The 22,950-nt window shown below is 66.1% G+C and carries 17 protein-coding genes; 12 read left to right on the forward strand and 5 right to left on the reverse strand.

All coding sequences use genetic code 11. The features are described 5' to 3' along the window. Positions 1 to 130: 130 nt before the first annotated feature. The 3 genes from clpX (at position 131) to DBV35_RS11440 (ending at position 4,814) form a co-directional block, all read left to right on the forward strand. On the forward strand, positions 131 to 1,399 hold the full coding sequence (gene clpX, locus DBV35_RS11430) for an ATP-dependent Clp protease ATP-binding subunit ClpX (protein ID WP_108660243.1): 1,269 nt from the start codon (positions 131 to 133) through the stop codon (positions 1,397 to 1,399). A 422-nt stretch (positions 1,400 to 1,821) separates the two neighbouring features. Then, positions 1,822 to 4,266: an endopeptidase La gene (lon, locus tag DBV35_RS11435; RefSeq protein ID WP_108660244.1), complete on the forward strand. Its 2,445-nt coding sequence runs from the start codon at positions 1,822 to 1,824 to the stop codon at positions 4,264 to 4,266. Positions 4,267 to 4,538: 272 nt separating this feature from the next. Beyond that, on the forward strand, positions 4,539 to 4,814 hold the full coding sequence (locus DBV35_RS11440) for an HU family DNA-binding protein (RefSeq protein ID WP_108660245.1): 276 nt from the start codon (positions 4,539 to 4,541) through the stop codon (positions 4,812 to 4,814). Between the two features lie 150 nt (positions 4,815 to 4,964). On the opposite strand, the gene DBV35_RS11445 is transcribed toward DBV35_RS11440, so the two are convergent. Further along, positions 4,965 to 6,038 carry an AI-2E family transporter gene (locus DBV35_RS11445; protein ID WP_157961679.1) on the reverse strand — a complete coding sequence of 358 codons (1,074 nt, stop codon included), beginning with the start codon at positions 6,036 to 6,038 and terminating at the stop codon, positions 4,965 to 4,967. Positions 6,039 to 6,381: 343 nt separating this feature from the next. On the opposite strand from DBV35_RS11445, the gene DBV35_RS11450 reads away from it, so the two are divergent. The 4 genes from DBV35_RS11450 to DBV35_RS11465 all read left to right on the forward strand — a co-directional run bounded on the left by DBV35_RS11450 (position 6,382) and on the right by DBV35_RS11465 (position 10,140). Next, complete coding sequence (locus tag DBV35_RS11450; RefSeq protein ID WP_157961680.1) at positions 6,382 to 7,260, forward strand: YihY/virulence factor BrkB family protein; 879 nt, start codon at positions 6,382 to 6,384, stop codon at positions 7,258 to 7,260. A gap of 100 nt (positions 7,261 to 7,360) precedes the next feature. Beyond that, on the forward strand, positions 7,361 to 7,558 hold the full coding sequence (locus DBV35_RS11455) for a CsbD family protein (protein ID WP_108660248.1): 198 nt from the start codon (positions 7,361 to 7,363) through the stop codon (positions 7,556 to 7,558). Positions 7,559 to 7,686: 128 nt separating this feature from the next. Further along, complete coding sequence (locus DBV35_RS11460) at positions 7,687 to 9,468, forward strand: PAS domain-containing protein (RefSeq protein WP_108660249.1); 1,782 nt, start codon at positions 7,687 to 7,689, stop codon at positions 9,466 to 9,468. A 195-nt stretch (positions 9,469 to 9,663) separates the two neighbouring features. Next, the gene (locus DBV35_RS11465; RefSeq protein ID WP_157961681.1) at positions 9,664 to 10,140 is read left to right on the forward strand and encodes a pyridoxamine 5'-phosphate oxidase family protein; all 477 of its coding nucleotides are present in this window, start codon (positions 9,664 to 9,666) and stop codon (positions 10,138 to 10,140) included. Between the two features lie 70 nt (positions 10,141 to 10,210). On the opposite strand, the gene DBV35_RS11470 is transcribed toward DBV35_RS11465, so the two are convergent. Further along, positions 10,211 to 10,747, reverse strand: coding sequence for a sigma-70 family RNA polymerase sigma factor (locus DBV35_RS11470; protein WP_108660251.1), 537 nt, complete (start codon positions 10,745 to 10,747; stop codon positions 10,211 to 10,213). After that, positions 10,744 to 10,989 (reverse strand): NepR family anti-sigma factor, encoded by a 246-nt coding sequence (locus DBV35_RS11475; protein WP_108660252.1) that lies wholly within the window; start codon positions 10,987 to 10,989, stop codon positions 10,744 to 10,746. Before DBV35_RS11475 ends, DBV35_RS11470 begins: the two co-directional genes overlap by 4 nt. Before the next feature lie 230 nt (positions 10,990 to 11,219). On the opposite strand from DBV35_RS11475, the gene DBV35_RS11480 reads away from it, so the two are divergent. After that, entirely contained in the window at positions 11,220 to 12,032 is an 813-nt protein-coding gene (locus tag DBV35_RS11480) for a response regulator (RefSeq protein ID WP_108660253.1), read from the forward strand. A gap of 46 nt (positions 12,033 to 12,078) precedes the next feature. On the opposite strand, the gene DBV35_RS11485 is transcribed toward DBV35_RS11480, so the two are convergent. Continuing rightward, positions 12,079 to 13,443: a deoxyribodipyrimidine photo-lyase gene (locus tag DBV35_RS11485; protein ID WP_108660254.1), complete on the reverse strand. Its 1,365-nt coding sequence runs from the start codon at positions 13,441 to 13,443 to the stop codon at positions 12,079 to 12,081. 270 nt (positions 13,444 to 13,713) lie between these two features. Between DBV35_RS11485 and DBV35_RS11490 the strand changes: the two genes are divergently transcribed. The 4 genes from DBV35_RS11490 (at position 13,714) to DBV35_RS11505 (ending at position 21,125) form a co-directional block, all read left to right on the forward strand. Continuing rightward, positions 13,714 to 14,229: a hypothetical protein gene (locus DBV35_RS11490; RefSeq protein WP_157961683.1), complete on the forward strand. Its 516-nt coding sequence runs from the start codon at positions 13,714 to 13,716 to the stop codon at positions 14,227 to 14,229. A gap of 202 nt (positions 14,230 to 14,431) precedes the next feature. Then, positions 14,432 to 15,640 carry an MFS transporter gene (locus DBV35_RS11495; protein ID WP_108660256.1) on the forward strand — a complete coding sequence of 403 codons (1,209 nt, stop codon included), beginning with the start codon at positions 14,432 to 14,434 and terminating at the stop codon, positions 15,638 to 15,640. 140 nt (positions 15,641 to 15,780) lie between these two features. Further along, positions 15,781 to 20,274: a CheR family methyltransferase gene (locus tag DBV35_RS11500; protein WP_108660257.1), complete on the forward strand. Its 4,494-nt coding sequence runs from the start codon at positions 15,781 to 15,783 to the stop codon at positions 20,272 to 20,274. A gap of 41 nt (positions 20,275 to 20,315) precedes the next feature. Continuing rightward, the gene (locus tag DBV35_RS11505; protein ID WP_108660258.1) at positions 20,316 to 21,125 is read left to right on the forward strand and encodes a 2-keto-4-pentenoate hydratase; all 810 of its coding nucleotides are present in this window, start codon (positions 20,316 to 20,318) and stop codon (positions 21,123 to 21,125) included. Between the two features lie 15 nt (positions 21,126 to 21,140). Here the strand turns inward: DBV35_RS11505 and DBV35_RS11510 are convergent, their stop codons facing one another. Then, on the reverse strand, positions 21,141 to 22,865 hold the full coding sequence (locus DBV35_RS11510; protein ID WP_108660259.1) for an ABC transporter ATP-binding protein: 1,725 nt from the start codon (positions 22,863 to 22,865) through the stop codon (positions 21,141 to 21,143). Between the last annotated feature and the right edge of the window lie 85 nt (positions 22,866 to 22,950).

Consider the following 22,950-nt stretch of genomic DNA (forward strand, 5'->3'; position numbering starts at 1 on the left):
GTTTGCATCGGCGAAGGGCCACGGCCAATATGCCGGTGTGCGTTGCGAGACGGTCCCGCGGGACTGGAGTAGAGGGCCAACTGGCACGAAGCCTGCCAGGAGGACCTGCGGACGAAGCAGAGGTGAGTATATGAGCAAGGCGACCAACGGCGACGGGAAGAACACGCTCTATTGCTCGTTCTGCGGAAAGAGCCAGCATGAGGTGCGCAAGCTCATCGCCGGTCCCACCGTGTTCATCTGCGACGAGTGCGTCGAGCTGTGCATGGACATCATCCGCGAGGAGAACAAATCCTCGCTGGTGAAGGCGCGGGACGGGATCCCGACCCCGCTGGAGATCCGGAAGGTCCTTGACGATTATGTGATCGGGCAGAAGGAGGCCAAGAAGGTCCTCTCCGTCGCGGTCCACAATCACTACAAGCGGTTGAGCCACGCCTCGAAGTCGAACGACGTCGAGCTGGCGAAGTCGAACATCCTCCTGATCGGCCCGACCGGGTGCGGCAAAACGCTGCTCGCGCAGACGCTCGCCCGCATCCTCGACGTGCCCTTCACGATGGCCGACGCGACGACCCTCACCGAAGCCGGCTATGTCGGCGAGGACGTCGAGAACATCATCCTGAAGCTGCTCCAGGCGGCGGACTACAATGTCGAGCGCGCCCAGCGCGGCATCGTCTATATCGACGAGGTCGACAAGATCAGCCGCAAGTCCGACAACCCGTCCATCACGCGCGACGTGTCGGGCGAGGGCGTGCAGCAGGCCCTCCTGAAGATCATGGAAGGCACCGTCGCGTCCGTGCCGCCGCAAGGCGGGCGCAAGCACCCCCAGCAGGAATTCCTGCAGGTGGATACGACGAACATCCTCTTCATCTGCGGCGGCGCCTTCGCCGGGCTCGAGAAGATCATCTCGGACCGCGGCCGCGGCACGTCGATCGGCTTCAAGGCTCAGGTCTTCGCCCCCGAGGATCGCCGCACCGGCGAGCTCTTCCGCGAGGTGGAGCCCGAGGATCTCCTGAAGTTCGGCCTCATCCCCGAGTTCGTGGGCCGTCTCCCGGTCCTCGCGACGCTCGAGGATCTCGACGAGGTCGCCCTCGTGCAGATCCTGTCCGAGCCGAAGAACGCGCTCGTGAAGCAGTACCAGCGCCTCTTCGAGATGGAGGGCGTGGAGCTGACCTTCCATGCCGACGCGCTGAAGGCGATCGCCCGCCGCGCCATCGAGCGCAAGACCGGCGCAAGAGGCCTGCGCTCTATTCTGGAAGCGATCCTTCTGGACACGATGTACGAACTTCCGGGCCTCGACGGGGTCCGCGAGGTGGTCATCTCCGAGGAGGTCGTGGGGGGGACGGCGCGTCCGCTCTACATCTACGACGACCGTGCGGCGGAGCCGTCCCGCACGTCGGCATGATCAAGGCCGCGCCTGCCGCCGCGTCGACGGTGGGCAGGCGCGCCGACTCGAACTGTCTTCCGCCGTCCCTGGCATGAGCCGGGCCGCCGCCCATGACGCGCGGCGCCGAGGCGGTTCGTCGCGCCATGAGCCGAGCATCCGCGACGGGGATGGTATGCGTTTCCGGCGGTCGCATGAGGTGAGGCCGCGGCGTGCGGATTTTCGCCGCGACGGGGCGAGGGCCATCCTGTGACGAGACTTGACGTTCCAGGTCTCGAGGGCCACTTCGCAGCAAGGAGAGGATCTTCTTCTCCCCCCTCATCACCGCCACACCCAATCGACTATTCCGTGGGTGGTTGGGTGCCACAGTGCATGTGTGCGGTGTCGGTGGCTCGACTCGTGCATCCTATGGCGAGCCAGGGCCAAGCTGAAAGGACAGTTCCATGACTCAGTCGGACGACAACAGGGACACCAAGGCGTTGCGCTCTGCGGGCACTTACCCGGTGCTCCCGCTCAGGGACATCGTCGTGTTTCCCCACATGGTGGTCCCGCTTTTCGTCGGCCGTGAGAAATCCATCCGTGCGCTGGAAGAGGTCATGCGCGCGGACAATCAGATCCTCCTCGTCACGCAGCGTGAGGCTGGTGATGATGATCCCAAGCCCGATGGCCTCTTCTCCATCGGCACGCTCGCGACCGTGCTGCAGCTCCTCAAGCTGCCGGACGGCACCGTCAAGGTGCTCGTCGAGGGAAGCGCGCGCGCATCCATCGAATCCTTCACAGAGCGCTCGGACTATTTCGAGGCCGCGGTCGAGCCCGTCGAGGAGCCGGATTTTGACGGCACCGAGGCCCAGGCCCTCGCGCGCTCCGTCGTCGCCGAGTTCGAGAATTACGTCAAATTGAACAAGAAGATCTCGCCCGAGGTGATCAGCGCCGTCGGCCAGATCGAGGACTATGCCAAGCTCGCCGACACGGTGGCCTCCCACCTCGTAGTCAAGATCCCGGTCAAGCAGGAGATCCTGGGCACTGCCTCTGTGATCGAGCGCTTCGAGAAGGTGCTCGGCATCATGAACGGCGAGATTTCCGTTCTGCAGGTCGAGAAGCGCATCCGCAGCCGCGTCAAGCGCCAGATGGAGAAGACGCAGCGCGAGTACTACCTGAACGAACAGATGCGCGCGATCCAAAAGGAGCTTGGCGACTCCGAGGACGGCAAGGACGAGCTTGCCGAGCTGGAAGAGCGCATCAAGACGACCAAGCTGTCGAAGGAAGCGCGGGAGAAGGCGGAGGCGGAGCTGAAGAAGCTGCGCCAGATGAGCCCGATGTCCGCCGAAGCGACGGTGGTGCGAAACTATCTCGACTGGATCCTCTCGATCCCGTGGAAGAAGCCCTCGCGGATCAAGAACGATCTGGAGCACGCCGAGCAGGTCCTCGACGCCGATCATTATGGCCTCGACAAGGTCAAGGAGCGCATCCTCGAATACCTCGCCGTGCAGGCGCGCGCGAACAAGCTGAAGGGGCCGATCCTGTGCCTCGTCGGCCCTCCGGGCGTCGGCAAGACCTCGCTCGCGAAGTCCATCGCCAAGTCGACCGGGCGTGAGTATGTCCGCATGTCGCTCGGCGGCGTGCGCGACGAGGCGGAAATCCGCGGCCACCGCCGGACCTATATCGGCTCGATGCCCGGCAAGGTCATCCAGTCGATGAAGAAGGCGAAGCGGTCGAACCCGCTCTTCCTGCTCGACGAGATCGACAAGATGGGCATGGACTTCCGCGGCGATCCGTCTTCGGCCCTCCTCGAGGTGCTGGATCCGGAGCAGAACGCAACGTTCATGGATCACTATCTGGAGGTCGAGTACGACCTCTCGAACGTGATGTTCGTGACGACGGCGAACACGCTGAACATCCCGCCGGCCCTGATGGACCGCATGGAGGTGATTCGCATCGCCGGCTACACCGAGGACGAGAAGGTGGAGATCGCGCATCGCCACCTGTTCGCCAAGGCGGTCGCGGACCATGGCCTGAAGAGCGGCGAGTTCTCGATCGAGGACGAGGCGCTGCGCACGATGATCCGCCGCTACACCCGCGAATCGGGCGTGCGCAATCTCGAGCGCGAGATCGCGACCCTCGCCCGTAAGGCGGTGAAGGAGATCCTGTCCTCCAAGGGCAAGGTCACCTCGATCGTGGTCACCCCCGAGAAGCTCGAAGAGTATCTCGGCGTGCCGCGCTACCGCTACGGCCAGGCCGAGCTCGAGGATCAGGTCGGCGTCGTGACGGGTCTTGCCTGGACCGAGGTGGGGGGCGAGCTGCTCACCATCGAAGGGCTGATGATGCCCGGCAAGGGCAAGATGACGGTCACGGGCAACCTGCGTGACGTCATGAAGGAGTCGATCTCCGCGGCCGCATCCTACGTGCGCTCGCGGGCCGTGGACCTCGGGATCGAGCCGCCGCAATTCGAACGGCGCGACATCCACGTCCACGTGCCGGAAGGCGCGACGCCGAAGGACGGTCCGTCCGCCGGCATCGCCATGGCGACCGCGGTCGTCTCGGTGATGACGGGGATCCCGGTCCGTCGCGACATCGCGATGACGGGCGAGATCACCCTGCGTGGCCGCGTCCTGCCGATCGGTGGCCTGAAGGAGAAGCTCCTCGCGGCCCTGCGCGGCGGCATCACGACCGTGCTGATCCCGGAAGAGAACGCGAAGGACCTCGCGGACATTCCGGACAACGTGAAGAACGTGCTCGAGATCGTCCCCGTCGCGCGGATGGACGATGTCCTGAAGCGGGCCCTGGTGCGGATGCCGGAGGCCATCGAATGGACCGAACCCGTCTACAAGCCCAGCGATTCTACCGAGCGGGTGGAGGACGACGAATCGGCAAACTTTCGCGCACACTGATCGCGAAATAGGCACTGACTGAGAAAAGGGCGGGTTCACCCCGCCCTTTTTTCGATACAAACACACAACCTATGAATGAAAAGTGTGGTGAGTTTGCCTTCTTTCCACATGTTCGCGGGTCAAAGCAGCGCGCTGCGACGATTTTTGTGGTTTCGAAACGATTGATCCTCAATTTTTCTCAGGAGAACCGGGGCTCCTGAGGCAAAACGCACTTTGCGTGGGCTGTTGCCGATGAGAGTGTTACCGAGTCATCCGCGAGAAGGAGAGACGGAATGAAGAAAGCAGAACTCGCCGCAGAAGTGGCGCAGAACACCGACCTCAGCGCCAAGGACGCGGCGAAGGCCGTGGACGCCACCTTCAATGCGATCATCGCTGCACTGAAGGGTGGGGATGAGGTCCGCATCACCAACTTTGGCGTGTTCGCCGTGACCGACCGTCCCGAGTCCCAGGGTCGTGACCCGCGCTCTGGCGAGACGATTACGATCAAGGCAGCCAAGGTGCCGAAGTTCCGCCCGGGCAAGCCCCTCAAGGACGCGCTGAACGCCTGATTGGGCCGTTCCAACGTTCGTCGGGGCCCGCTCCGGCGGCAAACGATAAGGGGCTCGACCGCCGCTTCTGCGGCGTTCGACACCCCGCACCGGCGTCCGGTGTGCCGAGGGTCTGGAGCCAGCGCTCCATCCTCGGCACACCCACCGCCCTTACGCCTCGCGCGTGACGGGCACTTCTGATTCCTGCTCGGCCTGTGTGGCGCCTGACAGGAAGTCGCCGAACAGCTTGAGCGGCGGGACGTTGTCGCAGATGACCTTCACGATGATGAGGATCGGCACGGCGAGGACCACGCCCGCGACGCCCCAGATGAACCCCCACAGCGCAATCGAAAGCAGGATCGTCACCGGGTTGAGCTCCAACCGGTGGCCGAGGATCGACGGCGTAATGAAGTTGCCCTCGATGGTCGTCAGCGTGAAGTAGGCGAGGCCGGGAACGACTGCCCACCCGATATCCTGATAGGTCAGCAGCCCGACGAGAATGCCCATCGAGGTGCCGATCAGGGAGCCGACAAAGGGCAGGTAGTTGAGGAAGAAGCCGGCAAGGCCCCACAAAACCGGGCTCGGCATCCCGATGATCCACATCACGATCCCGATCGTCATGCCGAAGCAGAAGTTGATGATCGTGATGGTGAGAAGATAGCGCGAGACCACCGTGACGATGTTGTTCACGATGATCAGCGATCGCTTCTTGTCGCTGAGCTTCGGCGAGGCTTGGACGATCTTCTCGTAGATCAGGCGGTTCGTCGCGAGCAGGAAGTAGGTGAGGGCGATTGCGACGACGAGCGTGGACGCGATGCTGACGACGTTGCTCGCCGCCCTGTTCACGAGCCCCGGCTGCCGCACAACCACCTCGCGGACCTCGGGGTCCGTTGTCGAATTGGTGATCTCCTCCACTTCCTTACTGGCCCGCGTCACCGCCTCGACGGGTTCGCGGATGTCGGCGAGGCGCGTCTTCAGCATCTGGCCGACGCGTGGCGCGTCGTCGATCCACTCCGCGATCGGACCGGAGAGGGTGATCGTGGCGAGCGCGAAGACGAGGGTGAGCGACCCCACCAGGAGGAATGCAGATGCGCCGGCCCAGATCCGCCTTTGCAGCCACATGTTGACCGGTGTCAGCGTCAGTGACAGGACAAAGGCGAGCACGATGGGGAGCATCAGGCTCTGCGCGAAGTCGAGGGCTCCCAGGACGGCGATCGTCGCCAGGATGATGAGGGGGATCTTCACGCCCGCGCCAACATTGACGCGGGTTTTTTCCGGTTTTGGCTCCGTTGAGGCCTGGGGGGCAGCGGCGACGCTCAAGGCGGAACTCCTTATGGGAGGAAAGGGGCTTGTTCCGATGAACGCAGTCGGCCGGCTGAACGTTCGCCATTTTTTACCCTGAAACGAAACAAAGGTTACGCGACGAGTGGATGCCAGGTCGCGCATGAGATCGCTCAGCGAAGAGCGGGTCGGGGCACGCGCCAGCGTACCCCCAGCGAAACTCCCCTATCACGAGCGCCTACGCGGCCGCGCCGCGCGCACGCCGTTCGAAATCGGATGGCGCGGCTGGTGGGATGTTCTCGTCCGCATGGTCGAGCGTGTCTCGATCGACAATCTCGGCCTCATCACCGCGGGCGTGACATTCTATGTCTTCCTCGCGCTGATCCCCGCGATGATCGCGGTCGTGACCTCCTACAGCATCTTCACCGACTCGGTGACGCTTGCGAGCCACGTCTCCTTCCTGCACGGCTACCTGCCCGACCAGGCGATCGACTGGATCAGCGAGGAGATGGGCCGGGTGCGCCACCTCCACGAGAACGGTGTCACCTTCACCTTCATCGCGAGCATCGGCCTCTCCCTCTGGGCCATGAACAACGCGGTGATCGCCCTCTTCGGCGCGATGAACATCGCCTATGGCGAGATCGAGAAGCGCGGCACGATCGCGCTCTATCTGCGCTCCTTTTCCGTCACGATCACGGGGCTGCTGTTCGGCCTCATCATGGTGGGCGCGATCGTCCTCGTGCCGCTCCTCGTCGGCGCGGACGGGGTGAACGTGCTCGATTATGGCGGGCGGCGCGTCTCGGCCCCACTCCTCTTCATGGCGGTGACGGGGGCCTCGGCGGCGATCTACCGGATCGGGCCGAGCCGGCGGGCGGCGAAGTGGCGGTGGATCCTCGTCGGTGCGCTCGCGGTGGCGATCGGCTGGCTCGTCGCCTCGACGCTCCTGTCCTGGTACATCTCCAACATCGCCGACTACACGATCATGTACGGCTCGCTCGGCACGATCATCGCGCTGATGTTCTGGTTCTATATCTCCGTCTACATCCTCCTCCTCGGCGCCCAGCTCGCGGCGGAGGTGGAGCACCAGACGATGGTGGACACCACGATCGGCCCGGAGCAGCCGATGGGACGGCGCGGCGCCTATGTGGCCGATACTGTTGGCAAACAGGCAGGCGGCGCGCACTGAGGGGTGCGGCGCGGATACGCACTTTGATGGCGTAAAATCAATGAAACGGTTTGGCGTGCCGACCGTTGATTGCCTGCACAACCATGCAGGAGCGTTTCCAATGAATTGGGATCAGATCGAAGGCCAGTGGAAGCAGTGGCAGGGCCGCGCGCAGTCCGAATGGGGCCAGCTCACCGGTGACGATCTCACCGAAGTCCGCGGCGACCGCAAGCGTCTGGAAGGCAAAATCCAGGAACGTTACGGCAAGTCCAAAGAAGATGCCCGTGAGGCGGTCGACGCGTGGCTGTCCAGGCTCTAGGTTCTTTGCGATAGGTTAGGTTCGGGAGCCAATTCGCTTGTCCCACAAGGGATTGCAAAAATCGAAAATGCGGCCGTGGGGAACCCCTCACGGCCGCATTCTGCGCTTGCGCTGGGGCTAAGGGGGCCGTGCTCCAGGTCGTCTCCTGGCCCATCGCGCTCGGACAACTCGGCGCGGCGGCAACCTTGATCGTCTTCGCCATCGCGGCGACGGGGTGGAAGGTGCGCACGCTCGCCGTGCTGACGGCGTTCGTCATCATCGCCTCGACCCCCGGCCTCGGCATGGTGTTCGGCATCGGCGGCGGGCAGGGCATCATGTGGGCCTCGCCGATCATCGAGTTCGCGGTGAACGCGGCGGCGATCGCGAGCTTCTTCGTCGCCATCTGGATCTTCGTCCAGCGCGTGCTCCTGCCCTCGGCGCGGAAGGTGGTGCGCCGCAACAGCGTGGAACAGACGCTGGCCGCCTCGGACGCGCGCCAGATGCGGCTGCGCGACCTCCTGAAGCGCGAGCATCAGCGGCTGAAGACCGTGAACGAGATGCACCGCTGCTTCGAGCTCGCGACGCGCAACTCCCAGATCACCGTCTTCTATCAGGATGCCCAGCTCGCCTATCAGTGGGTCGTGAACCCGCGCCCGGCGCTGGCACCCGGCGACATCATCGGCAAGGTCGACGAGGAATTGCTGCCCGAATCGCTGCGGCCGCTGGTCATCGGCCACAAGCGCCGCGCGCTCGCGACCAACACGACCCAGACCTTCGAGGTCGAGCTCGCCGGGGAGGAGGAGCGCAACTGGTTCCGCGTCGACGTCGTGCCGATCGCCGACAAGGGCAAGGAGCCGGTCGGCATCGTCTGCACCGCGATCGACATCACCCGCTCCAAGCGCCTCGACATGATGCGCACCGATCTCTCGCGCCGTCTCGCCGAGACGCTGCAGCGGTTCAATCTGGCGCTGCGCAGCGAGCGGATCATGGTGTTCTCGCAGGACGCGCAGCTTCGTTACACCTGGGCCAATTCCGACGAGACGCAGGTCGGCTCCATCATCGGCCGCACCGACGACGAGGTGCTGCCGGAGGAGGACCGCGAGGCGATCGTCGCGATGAAGCGGCAGGTGATCGAGACCAAGCGGCCGGCCTCGGCCGAGGTCGGCGTCGGCTCCGGCGCGGAGCGGCGCTGGTACGACATGCACGTCGAGCCGAATATGCGCCCGGACGGGACCGTCTCGGGCGTCACCGGCGCGTCCATCGACATCACCCACCGCCGGCGCAACGAGGAGCAGATGCGCCTCGTCATGCGCGAGCTGACGCACCGCACGAAGAACCTCCTCACGGTGGTGATCGCGATCGCGCGCCAGACCTCGACGCAGGCGAAGACGGTGGAGAGCTTCATCCCCGCGCTCGTCGGGCGCCTGCGTGCGCTGAGCGCCGCGCAGGACCTCATCGTCGCCGACGAGTGGGCGGGCGTGAAGATCGGCGACCTCATCTCCGTGCTCGTCGGCCAATACGTGCCGCCCCATTCCTCGCGGGTCATGCTGACGGGGCCGGAGGTCGTGCTGTCGCCCGAATCCTCCCAGAATCTGGGCCTCGCGATCCATGAGCTCGCCGCGAACGCCATGCAATATGGCGCCTTCGCCAACACCTCGGGGATGCTCGCCGTCGACTGGCGCGTTTACGAGGCGCCCGAAGGCGAGAAGCTGGAGATCAGCTGGGTCGAGACCGGCGGGCCGCCCGTCGCAGAGCCGACGACGCGCGGCTTCGGCATGACGGTGATCGAGCGGAACCTGTCGCGCGCGCTCGGCGCGGAGGTGGACCTCACCTTCCCGAGAGCGGGCCTCTCCGCGAAGATCACGCTCCCGATGAAGAGCGTCGTTCCGTTCTCGAGCCCGGACCGGATCCGCCTCGCCGAGGCTTCCTGAACATCGCTTAACCCCTCACAACCCATCCGGGTGGCGATTGGTTCCCTCATTGCCGAAATACCAGCCTTTCCACAGAAGTGGACGCAGAAAGCCATCTTAGCCTGGAACAAGTCCCTGCATCTCCCTGTTGAATTCCACACGCACAAGGCGCGCGGGGCGGTCTCCGCCTCGCGCCTCTAGACCCTGGAGTTCAACGTGACTGGAGATGGACTGGACCTGGTGTGGACGACGATCGCGCGGATCGGCACATGCCTCATGATCACGGATATTGACGGCGCGGTGCAGGTGCGCCCGATGATCGGCAAGCCGGAAAGAGCCAAGGGGGTCATCTGGTTCGTCGCCGACCGTGAGCTGCAGAACGAGCTCGAAGCACGCGACGGGATGAACGTGATGCTCGGCTACGTGGACAGCACCTTCAACACCTACGTCGTGGTGACGGGCCGCGCGAGCGCCGTGGAGGACGAGCGCGCGTCGCGGATGGTCTACGGACAGGGCGCCGCAAACGGCGCGTCCAGCCGGGCGCCGCTGCTGATCGCCGTGGAGCCGCAGGGGGCCGAGTTCTGGGACAACCCGAACGCCGACCTCGTCGTCGCGATGCAGATGCTGACGAGCGCGAGTGGCGAGGCCAGCGGCCAGCCGGTCATCGGCGAGACCCAGCACGTCAGGATGTGAGGGGAGGGGCAAAGAAAAAGGCCAGGTCGGAACCTGGCCTTTTGGATTGGGAGCCCGCCGGGGCGGGCCGTCAGAATTTGCGGGCGTCGACCACCGAGCGGCTCTGATAATCCGGCCCGTAGTCGGCGCCGGACTGGAGCGAGAGGAGATCGGAGAGGCGCGAGCGCGCTCGGTTGACGCGGCTCTTCACCGTGCCGACGGCGCAGCCGCAGATCTCCGCCGCTTCGTCGTAGGAGAAGCCCGACGCGCCGACGAGGATCAGCGCTTCACGCTGGTCCGGCGCGAGCTGGCTCAAAGCCTCGCGAAAGTCGACCATGTCAAGGTGACCGGGCTGCTCCGGATGGGTCGCGAGATGGGCCGCCATCTTGCCGTCTGCATCCTCGACCTCGCGCCGCTTCTTGCGGAAGTCCGAGTAGTAGACATTGCGCAGGATGGTGAAGAGCCATGCACGCATGTTGGTCCCCGCCTCGAACATGTCGATGCTGGCCCACGCCTTCATGAGGGCCTCCTGCACGAGATCGTCGGCCCGCTCTGCATTGCCGCAGAGGCTGACCGCGAACGCGCGCAGGTTGGGGATCTGCCTGATCAGTTCATCGCGTACACTCATTTGCGGTCCGCGCTTTCCCCGTCAGACGCCATGTCGGCCTTGGCGGACTGCAGGCCGTTCGCGCCCGTCACATCGTCCAGCTTGACGAGGAGTTCGACGATCTTGTCCGGGATCGGTTCGACGAGGACCGAATCGTAGAGGCTGCGCAACTGCTTTCCGATCATGGTCTGCATCACGTCGTCCTCGGGGGAATTCCACCGATCCTCCTCAGACATGGGCAGCGACCATTCGCACCACAGCATGCGCCCTCCCGCGCTCCAATCCGGACCGGAACCGCCGGGATCTCTGCTTCAGTTCAGTCATTCTCAGCACGCCGTTGAAAACACTCTCTATGATGGAACGTTTCTTGTCGCCCGATCGTTCCATGATACCAAGCGTTTCCCTGCGAGGCGGGACGGGGGCGGCAAGCCCCAGGTCTGCCTCGCAGATTCTCGTGTGGTATCAGTCGAACTGCTTCCGCCAAGGACGTCACATGTCGCTCGCCAAGACCATCGCGCCGCACATCCCCTATCTGCGCCGTTTCGCTCGCTCCCTCACCGGGAGCCAGCCGAGCGGCGATGCCTATGTCGAGGCAGTGCTTCAGGCGCTCGTGGCCGACCCGACGATGTTCGCCACCGAGCTGCCGCCGCGCGTCGCCCTCTACCGGATCCTCATCAGCGTCTGGGACTCGGTCGACATCAACAACGAGGTCTCGCCCCGCACCGCCGTGTTCGAGAAGCGTCTCGACGCGATGGTCCCGCGCGCGCGTCAGGCCTTCCTGCTGACGACGGTCGAAGGGTTCTCGATGCAGGAGGCCGCCGCCATCCTCAATGTCGACATGGCCGGCGTGCGCGGCCTCATCGACGAGGCCGGCCGCTCCATCGCCGAGCAGGTCGCGACCAGCGTCCTCATCATCGAGGACGAGCCGATGATCGCGATGGACCTCGAAGCGCTCGTCGAAGGCCTCGGCCACGAGGTGGCCGGCATGGCCCGCACCCACACCGAGGCGATGGAGGCCGTGCGCCGCCGCCGTCCTGGCCTGGTGCTCGCCGACATCCAGCTCGCCGACGGCAGCTCGGGCCTCGACGCGGTGAACGAGATCCTCACCTCGATCAACGTGCCGGTGATCTTCATCACCGCCTATCCGGAACGTCTCTTGACGGGTGAGCGGCCGGAGCCCGCCTTCCTCATCACCAAGCCGTTCGAGACCGATACGGTGAAGGCGGTGGTGAGCCAGGCGCTCTTCTTCTCCTCGCCCGAGGATCGCGACACCGCCCCCGGCGAACTCGAAGCGCGCCCCTACTGATCAAGGATGCCCGGCCGCCCTCACGCGAGGCGGCCGGTCCTTCCTCTCAGAGCGCCTCCGCCCAGCGGACATAGGCGTCGATGTCGAATTTCCGCTTGAGGCCGCTCGGCGTCATCGTGCGGACCTTCCCGTAGACCTCCCGCTCCGGCCAGCCCCGGTCGTGCATCCCGAAGATCCAGGCGACGTTCGCGTAGGAGTTCGCGTCGCGCCCATCGAGGAAGTATTTGTTGTTGAGGGCGAGGGTAGTCTCGTAGGCCGTCTTCGGCGAGCGCATCCACCCGAGGATCCGTTTTCCCCAATACATCCTCAGATGGTTGTGGAGATATCCGGTGACGCGCATCTCCCGCATCGCGGCGTTCCAGTAGGGGTCCTCGGTCTTCCCGTCTTCCAGCTGCTTCGCCGTGTAGCTCGGCGCGCGCGTGTCGCCAGCGTGCTCGGCGAGCGTCTTCTTCGCCCAATCGGGCAGCGCGTCGAAGGAATCGTAGCGCCGGTTGTGGTGCACGAAATTCACGCCGAGCTCGCGCCGGACGAGCATCTCCTCCACGAACGAGTCCTGGCTCTCCCCCTTCGCCTTTGAATCCATCACCTTGTGATAGATCTCGAGCGGCGAGATCTGCCCGAAATGAAGGTAGGGGCTGAGGTGTGAGACGTGCCGGTCCACGATGTCGGCGCGATCGTCGCCATAGTGGGGAAGGTCCTGGCGCAGGAAGTGGGTGAGGCGGCTGCGCGCCTCGCTGGTGCCGCCGCGAAAGAAGGTGACGCGTCCGACGCTGGTATCGCAGCCGATCCGGTCGATGAACGCGCCGATATCGTCGAGCGACTGGTCGTCCTCGTGGCCGAGACCCTTCGCATTCACTTTCAGAGTCACTTCCCCCGGCAGGTCGAGGAAGTTCTTCAAAGCTTTGTGAAGTCTCGGCCGGATCGTTCGGGCGGCCGACTCCATCTTGTCGGTCGGCTCGTCGACCGGAACGATGACGTCACCCTCAACCTCTTCGACAAGAATGTCGACCGTCTCGGCCACCTCTTTGCGCCATTCCACGAGGTGGCGAAGGTAGGCCCGGTCGGTGACGAGGACGGCGGCGGAGCGGGCGAGCCTGGCGACCGTTTCGGCCGGCTTGCCGATGCGGAGCGAAAAATGCGCGCCCCGCTTGGCCGTTTCGGCCATCGTCTCCTTCAATCCTTCAAGCATAAAGTAAAAGTGACGCTCGCTGGCGTCCGGGTAATCGGGATCGACGACGAAGAGGACGCGCAAGGGGAGGGCGCATTCGTTCGCCCAATACGCTGCCCGTTCAAATGCCGGATTGGCGAAAGCCCGTTGGCTGTGCTGCATCCAGTAGAGCACACAGTCGCCGTCTTGCCGCGGCGGGTCGGACTTCAAGACTCGAATTCTACGTTCGATAGCACGCACCATCACACACCTTGCCCAAAATCGTTACCAGAGGTATACGAAAAAGGGTGGCGTTCGATGGAACGGAGTAGCGAGATTATCCATTGATTCGGCAACGAGGAAGCTCGAACAGCGTTAAATAGGTCGTTGGTAAATTTTGTCCCCCACTCTTGTTGCTAATTCGCAACATCACCATCTGACGGGGAATGGGGGAGCGGCTCAACGAAGCCGACAACAAACGGCCCGCCAATATGGCCGGCATAGCAGGTCGATCCCTGCGGAAGGAGAGCGCGGATGTCAGTGATCAGTCGGTACGCAGTTGCGGCGCTTGTGTTCACAGGATCCGTTGCTGCTGCAGCTTACGCTGCCAATCATGAAGATTTCTATAACAAGGTCACCGGATCCGTTTCTGGCCTCGCTGACAACGTGCTGATGGCCGGCGTGATGCTCTCGGGCGACGCTCACATCGACAATCCGTATGGCGACACCATCGGCAAGCGCGACAATGACCGTATCGAGTCGGCCTCTGTCGTGACGCACGTCGAAGTCATCGGTGGCGGCAAGAAGCAGCGCATCGTTCTTCTCGATCCGGACGGCCGCGAAGTCTATTCGCACGACCCCCTGAACAACACGACCATCATCGCGAAGGACGCGATCATCCCCTCCATCACCGTGCGTGACAGCGAGGACGAGATTGCGGAACTCCGCGTCGTGACCGCGGCCCCCGCGATCGAAGCACCGACCGAGCTGCGCCAGGCGCTGGCGTCGGGTGCCGATCAGCCGGAACTCTTCTACCGCGAAGATCTCTGATCGCCCCCACGGTGATCTTGGAAAGCGCGTCCCCCGAGGGCGCGCTTTTTCGTTTGCGGTCACGCCTGGCCGCTGTCTCGATTTCGCACCTCTGACCCCCGCACAACGGCCAGCTATTCCGGACTCCGGAGGTCGACTCTCCCGCTTCATTTGGTGAAGAAGGCGGGCGTGCCGTCTCGGCACGGTGTGTTCCGGAGTGCCCATGATTCTCTTGGTCCTGATGTTGGCGCCGTTCACCTTCTCGACGAGCGCCTTCGTCTTCGCCGGCGTCCTGCAGCCGATGGCGGCCGATCTCGGCATCTCCGTGAGCGTCGCGGGCCAGCTTCAGACCGCGTTCGCCGTCTCCTGCGCCATCGGCGGGCCGCTGCTCGCGGGCCTCACCGGCCGCCTGCCGCGCAAGCCGCTCCTCCTTTTCGTCCTCGCGACCTTGATGACCGCGAATATCCTGTGCGCGGTCGCCGAATCCTTCCCGATGCTCCTCGCGGTGCGGATCGCGGCCGGCTTCGTCGGCGCGCTGACCCTCCCGCTCGCTTCCACCATCGCGATCGGCTCGGTGCCGCCGGAGCGGGCGCCCATCGCGCTTGCGGCCGTGATGTCGGGCATCTCCATCGCGTTCCTGGTGGGCATCCCGGCCGGCAGCGTCGTCGGCGAGCATTTCGGCTGGCACGCCTCCTTCCTGCTCGCGGCGTGCGTCGCGGCCTTCGCGTTCACCATGATCGCACTTTTCGTCCCGTCCGTCGGACAGCATCCGGCCTCGCCGCTGAAGGCGATTCGCGGGATTCTGCGCTGGCCGCTGATCGGCTATTTCCTCCTCACTTACATCTCTTTCACCGGCACCTTCACGACCGTCGCCTATATCGGCCCGATCGTGACGCGCCTCACCGGGTTCGGCGGCACGGGCATCGGCGCGGTGCAATTCTGCGTGGGGCTCGGCGGCCTCGTCGGCCTTGCGATCGGCGCGATGCTCGCCCGGCGCGGCGGCCCGGCGATCGGCTTCCTGATGATGGGCTCGGTGACCGCGCAGGCGCTCTACACGATCGGCTTCATCCTCGATATCGGCGGCAACGGGGCTCTCGGCTACGTGATCTTCACCGCTGTGCTGGGATCCGTGACGCTGTTCGCCATCTCGCCGGTGCTCCAGACGCGGATCGCGCAGAGCGCCGGGAGCGCGGCGACCCTCGCCTTCGCCATCAACGGCTCGATGGTCTTCCTCGGCCAGGGCACGGGCGCGGCGACCGGCGGCTTCGTCGCGAGCCTTGCCGGGCTCGACTATCTCGGCTTCCTCGGCGCGACGCTCAGCAGCTTCGGCGTCGTCCTCGCCTTCCGCCTCTATTTCGCGACGCGCGGGCAGGTCGTGCAGGATCTGGACGCGATCCGCCGTTCCCTCGCCCCCGCTGCGAACGGCGACTGAACGCGAAGATCGGTCGAAAACTGAACAATCGGCAGGGCTTTGACGCGGGCGAGCCTTGATGTCGCTCGCGCCACTTCTATCCTTTCTCTAGCCCTTGTGTTTCCGCCGGAAATAGCGGGCACGCCGTGGAAGACGTGCCGATGCCACATCAGAAGCCAGAGCCGGACAGCAGCGCCGTGGCTCCGCCGGAATTGGCGGCCGCGGATGATGGCGTTCGCCTGGCCTCGGACGCGTGGGAGGAGGCGGACGGGGCGCTGATCGTCGTCGGGATCGGCGTCGCGCCGGCCGACATGGCGGTTCTCCCCGAACTTGTCGTCCGCGTCGCCCCGCACCCGCGCGTCGCCTATGTCGTCGTGCAGGGCGCGGGAGACGGGGCGGGCGGGACGGTCCCTCTCGGCCCGCCGCCGCTCCCCATCGTGGAAGTGGCAGGGGAGACGCGCCTTTCGGGCGGAACGGTTCACCTCCTGCCACCGGGCCGGCTCGGGCGCCTCCAGGCCGACAGTCTCGTCCTCGACGATGGCGCGGCCGACGCGGCGCCGGTCGACCATTTCTTCGCCTCCCTCGCGCAGGAGAAGGGGGCGCGCGGCGTCGGCATCGTGCTGACCGTTCCGGCCGAGGATGGCGGGCGCGGCGCGCAGCGTGTCAAGGAGGCGGGCGGCCTCGCGCTGATCCGCCCCTCCGTCACGCTCGACCGGAGCGGGCAGGACGGGGCGCCCGTCGCGCTCTCCGCCGGGATCATCGGCGTCATCGCCGAGGCGCTCGACACCCATCTCGAAAAGATCGACCCGTCCGCCGACGCGAAGCTGCGCTCGAACGACTGGGACGGCGGCTCGCTCGGCGAAATCTTCCGCCTCCTGCGGTCCGAGACCGGCTACGATTTCGAGGGCTACAAGCTCGGCACGCTGCAGCGGCGGATCGTGCGGCGGATGCGCCTCCACAAGTGCGACAGCCTGTCGGACTACACCGCGCGCCTCGCCCGCGACGCGAACGAGGTGCAGGCCCTCTTCAAGGACCTCCTCATCTCCGTCACCCGCTTCTTCCGCGATCCGGACGCGTGGTCGAGCCTTGAGAAGGACGTCGCCCCCGCGATCGTCGCCGCCCACGAGGAGGCGCGCCCGCTCCGCCTCTGGTGCGCCGGCTGCGCGACCGGGGAGGAGGCCTATTCGCTGGGCATGGTGTTCCTGGAGGAGATCGAGCGTCAGGGCCGCGCGATCGACATCCAGGTCTTCGCGACCGACATCGACGAATCGGCGATCGCACATGCGCGCGAGGGGCTCTACCCGGACGGGATCGCGCTCGGCGTCGCGCCCGACCGGCTCGCCCGGCACTTCACCCTTGAGGGCGGGCGGTATCGCATCTCCCAGCGCCTGCGGCAGGCGACGCGCTTCGCGGTGCAGAACGTCATCAACGAGCCGCCCTTCGCGAACATCGACCTCATCAGCTGCCGCAACGTCATGATCTATCTCGACGGGGCGATGCAGGCCCGCCTCGTCGACCTCCTGCATTTCGCCCTGGCGCCGGGCGGCTATCTCTTCGTCGGCGCGTCAGAGACGCTCGGCGGGCAGACGGACCTCTTCCGCCAGACGGTCGCGGGCGGGCGCATCTATCGCCGCTTCGACCGCTACGACCAGCACCGCGAGCCACGCCGGCCGGCCGCTTCGAGCCCGCGCGGGCGCGAGCAGCAGCAGCGCGTGCGCGCCCGCTCCCAGGCTGCCGCCGCCTGGTCCGATGCCGTGCGCAACGCGATGCTGGAGACGTTCGTGCCGCCTTCGGTCGTCGTCGACCGCCAGCAGCACGTCCAATTCTACCAGGGCAAGGTCCACCGCTTCCTGGAGATGCCGGAAGGTTCGCCGACGACGCGGCTCGCCCAGATGGTGCGCGACGATGCCCGCCCGCTCCTGCGTGCGGCGCTGAACCGGGCGATGCATGGCGGCGGTCCGGCCGCCGCGATCGTGCCCCGGTGGGGCGGGGCGGACGGCTCCATCGGCACCGTGCGCGTCGCCGTGCGCGCCCTCGAGATGCACGAGGACGGGCTCTTCATCGTCAGCTTCGACGAGATGCCCATCGACGTCAGCGCCGAGGGGGACGGGGAGCGCGCCCGCCTCGTCGACGAGGATGTCAGCCGCAATTTGATCGACCAGCTCGAATCGGAGCTGACCGTCACGCGCGAGGAGCTACAGACCGCGATCGAGGAGCTGGAGAGCTCCAACGAGGAGCTGAAGGCCTCGAACGAGGAGGTCATCTCCATCAACGAGGAGCTCCAGACCTCGAACGAGGAGCTGCAGACCTCCCGCACCAGCCTCCAGTCGCTGAACACCGAACTCGAGCATCTCAACACGCAGCTCGGGGAGAAGGTCGTCGAGCTCGAAGCCACGAACGACGACCTCTTCAACCTCCTCAGCTCCACCGACATCGCGACGATCTTCCTCGACACGAAGTTCCGCATCCGCCGCTTCACGCCCGCGACGACGCAGCTCCTGTCCCTCATCGACACCGATATCGGCCGGCCGATCACCGACATTTCCGGCCAGGTCCGCGACCCGCGCCTCCTCGAGGACATCAAGGCGGTGCTCGCCCGCCTCATCCCGCGCGAGGCGGAGGCCGAGAACGGGGACGGGCGCTGGTTCATCCGCCGCGCGCTGCCCTACCGCACGGGGGACGACAAGATCGCGGGCGTCGTCCTCACCTATTCGGACGCGACGACGCTGAAGGCGACCGGAGAGCGCCTCGCGGTGCGCGAGCGCCAGCAGGCCGCGATCGCCCGGCTCGGCCAGATCGCGACCCATTCGGACGTCTCGATGGACGCGCTCCTCGATGAGGTGGTGCGCGAGGTGAGCGAGCGGCTCGGTGTCCCGCTCGTGAAGATCCTCGAGCGGCACGACGCCTCGACCCTCACCCTGCGCGCCGGCATGGGCTGGCGGCCGGGCCTCGTCGGGACGGCCGAGATCCCGGCCGGGATCCACAGCCAGGGCGGCTACACGCTTCAGTCCCGCTCGCCGGTGATGGTGGTCGACCTCGCGCACGAGACGCGCTTCGAGGCGCCGGAGCTTCTCACCCAGCACAATGTCGTCTCCGGCATCAGCGTGGGGATCGGACCGGTCGACCGGCCGTGGGGCGTCGTCGGCGGCCACACCACGTGGCGGCGGGAGTTCTCGCAGGACGACATCAACTTCATGCAGGCGATCGCCAACATCATCTGGGCGACGGCGGAGCGACAGCAGATCTCCATCGCCCGCCAGGAGGCGGCAGAGCGCCTCCAGATCGCGATCCAGACCGGCCGCCTCGCCACCTGGGACTGGGACATCGCGACCGGCAATCTCGTCTGGAGCGACGGCCATTTCGCGCTCCTCGGCTACGAGGTGGGTGAAGTCGAGCCGAGCTATGATCTGTGGCTGAAGCACGTCTTCCCCGAAGACCAGGAGACGGCGCGCGCGGCGCTCGACATCGCGCTCTCGGGCGCGGCGAGCTATCATTGCGAATATCGCGTCACCCCGCGCGACGGGCCGCCCATCTGGCTTGAGGCGCGCGGCCATGCCGTCTTCGGCGAGGACGGCAAGCCGTACCGGATGTACGGCGTCATCATCGACATCGAGGAGCGCAAGCGGGCCGAGGAGCAGCAGAGCATCCTGCTCTACGAGCTCGACCACCGCGTGAAGAACATCCTCGCCAACATCGCCGCCCTTGCGCGGCAGACGAAGAGCAACGCGATCTCGGTCGACGGCTATGTCGGCGACTTCCTCGCCCGCCTCGATGCGATCGCGCGGGCGCACACGCTGCTGTCGAGCTCGCGCTGGGCGGGGGCGAGCCTTGCGACGTTGCTGGAGGAGGAGCTTGCCGCCTACCGCACCAAGGGCAGGGCGAACATCGCCCTGTCCGGCCCGGCGGTGCGGATGAAACCGGACGACGCGCAGATCTTCGCGATCGCCTTCCACGAGCTCGCCTCCAACGCCGCCAAATATGGCGCGCTCGCCGCGCCTGAGGGGCGGCTCGACATTCGCTGGCGCTTCGGCGAGGGGCGGGGCGGCGAGGCGCTCGTGATCGACTGGGTGGAGAGCGGCGGGCCGGCCGTGTGCGAGCCGACGCGCGCGGGCTTCGGCGCGACGGTGCTGCGCCGCCTCGTCCCGGCGCAGACCCACAGCGCGCTGACGCTCGACTTCGCGCCCGAAGGGCTGCGCTGCCATGTCGAGATCCCGCGCGCGCGCCTCGACGTGCAGCGCACCGGCCCGGACGCCGGCCGCGCGCGTCCCGGCGAGGCGGCGGCGGCCGAGACCGTCGAGGGCAAGCACGTCCTGATCGTGGAGGATTCCACGCTCACCGCGATGGATCTCGAGATGCTGCTGGAGGATCGCGGTGCCCTCGTCGTCGGCATCGCGCCAAGCCTTGCGGCCGCCGACGCCGCGCTCGACGCCGCGACCGTCGATGTCGCCGTCGTCGACCGCAATCTCGCCGGCGAGAGCACCGACAATCTCGCAAGGCGGCTCATCCGCGAGCGCATCCCCTTCGTCTTCGTCACCGGCTACAATGACGGCAACGTCCCGAGCGATCTCGTGGACGTCCCGCTGATCAACAAGCCGTTCGACGTCGACATCCTCATGAACCTCCTCGCATCGGTCGCGAGCCGCGCGAAGGGCTGAGGCGTCTCCCGTCGAGCCTGAGAAACGACCGGAGGAATCCCATGGCCCTCGACACTGCCGGGTCCGCGCCCGATCCCGAGGCGGTCGGCGGCGAAGTCGCCGACGCGCTCGCCGCGACCCGCCAGATCGCCCCCTTCTCGGACCGCTTTCCCGCCTTCTCCATGGAGGACGGCTATCGCGCCTCGTCCGTCCTGTGGCGGCTGCGCGGGGAGGAGAAGGTCGGCCGCAAGATCGGCTTCACCAACCAGACCCTGTGGGCGCGCTACGGCGTCGAGGGGCCGATGTGGGGAACGCTGTCGAGCCACAGCGTCGTGCGCCTGTCGGAGCGGCGAGAGATCCCGCTCGCATCCTTCTGCGAGCCGCGTATCGAGCCGGAGGTCGCCCTCCAGCTTGCCGCCGCGCCCCGACCGGACATGGACGAGGCGGCGCTCCTCGATTGCGTCGCCTGGTTCTCGCCCGCCTTCGAGATCGTGCACTCGATCTATCCCGGCTGGCGCTTCACCCTCGCCGACACCGCCGCCTGCAACGCGCTCCACGGCGCGCTCCTCCTCGGCGAGGCGGTGCCGAACGCGGGCTTCTCGCCGCAGCTGCTCTCGGACCTCAAGCTGCATCTGAAGAAGAACGAGGAGGTCGTCGAGACGGGGTCGGGGACGTTCGTCCTCGGCGGCCCGCTGTCGGCGCTGAAGCATCTGGTGCGCGGGCTCCACCAGTATGGCGGCGCGCCGCTTGAGGCAGGCGAGATCGTCACCACCGGCACGCTCACCGATGCCTGGCCGATCGCCCCCGGTGACACCTGGAGCGCGGACTATGAAGGGACGCCCTTCGCCGCGCCCACGGTGCGCTTCGTCTGATCGCGCCCGCCGGGGTCAGGCCCCGGCGAACTGCGCCTCGTGCAGGCGGCGATAGATCCCCTCGTTCGCGACGAGATCGCTGTGACGCCCCTCCTCGGCGATGCCGTCGGGCGTCACCACCACGATCCGGTCCGCGTCGCGGATCGTCGCGAGGCGGTGCGCGATCATCAGCGTGGTGCGCCCCTCGGACAGCTTCGCGAGGGAGGCCTGGATCTCGCGCTCGGTCTCCGAATCCAGCGCCGAAGTCGCCTCGTCGAGGATCAGGATCGGCGGGTCCTTCAGGAAGATCCGCGCGATCGCGAGGCGCTGCTTCTGGCCGCCCGAGAGCTTTACCCCGCGCTCACCGATCACGGTGTCGAGCCCTTCGGGCATCGAATCGATCAGCGTGTCGAGGCGGGCCGAGACGACGGCGGCGCGGATCTGGCTCTCCGTCGCGTCGAGGCGGCCATAGAGGATGTTCTGGCGGATCGTGCCGGCGAAGAGGAAGACGTCCTGCGCCACGATGCCGATCTGGCGGCGGAGCGAGGCGAGCGTCGCGTCGCGGATGTCGACGCCGTCGATGGTGATCCGGCCGCCCGTCGGCTCGTAGAAGCGGGGGAGGAGCGAGCAGATCGTCGTCTTGCCCGCACCCGAGGGGCCGACGAAGGCGACCGTCTCGCCCGCGCGGATCGTGAGGTCGATGCCCGACAGCACCTGCCGGGAGCCCGGATAGCCGAAGCTCACATTCTCGTAGCGGATCTCGCGCGCGATCTCCGGCAGCGCCACCGCGTTCGGGCGGTCGACGATGTCGGGTGCGGTGCCGAGAAGCTCTAGGTAGGAGCGGAATCCCGCGACGCCCTTCGGATAGACCTCGAGCACCGCGTTGATCTTGTCGATCGGGCGGAAGAAGACGTTGACGAGGAGGAGGAAGCTCACGAAGCCGCCGGCCGTCAATTCGCCCCGGATGACGAACCACGTCCCCGCCAGCATCACGACGACCTGGATGAGGCGCATGCCGAAATAGGAGAGGGCGGTGTTCGCCGCCATCATGCGATAGGCGGTGAGCTTGGTCGTGCGGTAGCGCGCGTTGTCGACCGCGAAGAGCGAGCGCTCGTGCTCCTCGTTGCCGAAGGCCTGGACGACGCGCATCCCGCCAACATTCTCCTCCAGCCGCGCGTTGAAGGCGCCGACGCTGCGGAAAAGGGCACGGAAATTGTGCGTCATGCGCGTGCCATAGTGCGTGATCAGCCACGCGATCAGCGGCACGATCGCGCCGGTGATCAGCGCAAGCTCCAGGTTTATCATCGCCATCAGGATGAACGCGCCGATGAAGGTCATCACCGCGAGGAAGACGTCCTCCGGCCCGTGGTGCGCGACCTCGCCGACCTCTTCGAGATCCTTCGTCACGCGCGCGACGAGGTGACCGGTCTTCTGGTTGTCGTAGAAGCTGAAGGAGAGCTTCTGGAGATGGTCGAACGCGCGGCGGCGCATCTCGGTCTCGATGTTGATCCCGAGCATGTGGCCCCAATAGGTGACGATCGACATCAGCCCCGTGTTGAGGACGTAGATTACGAGGAGGCCGATCGCGGCGGCGATGATGAGGCCCCAATTCTGCGCCGGCAGGAGATGGTCGATGAACGCCTTCACCGCCATCGGGAAGCCGAGCTCCAGGAGGCCGGACAGCACCGCGCAGCCAAAATCGAGGGCGAACAGGCCCCGGTACGGCGCGTAGTAGGAGAAGAACTGGCGCAGGAGGGTCATCGTCTCACGTCCTTCGGCACGTCGCGCAGCGTGCCGGGCTCCGCCATCCGGCGGAGAAGAAGAGCGGCGCGTAGAGGGGCAAAGT

This window comes from Acuticoccus kandeliae (assembly GCF_003073115.1).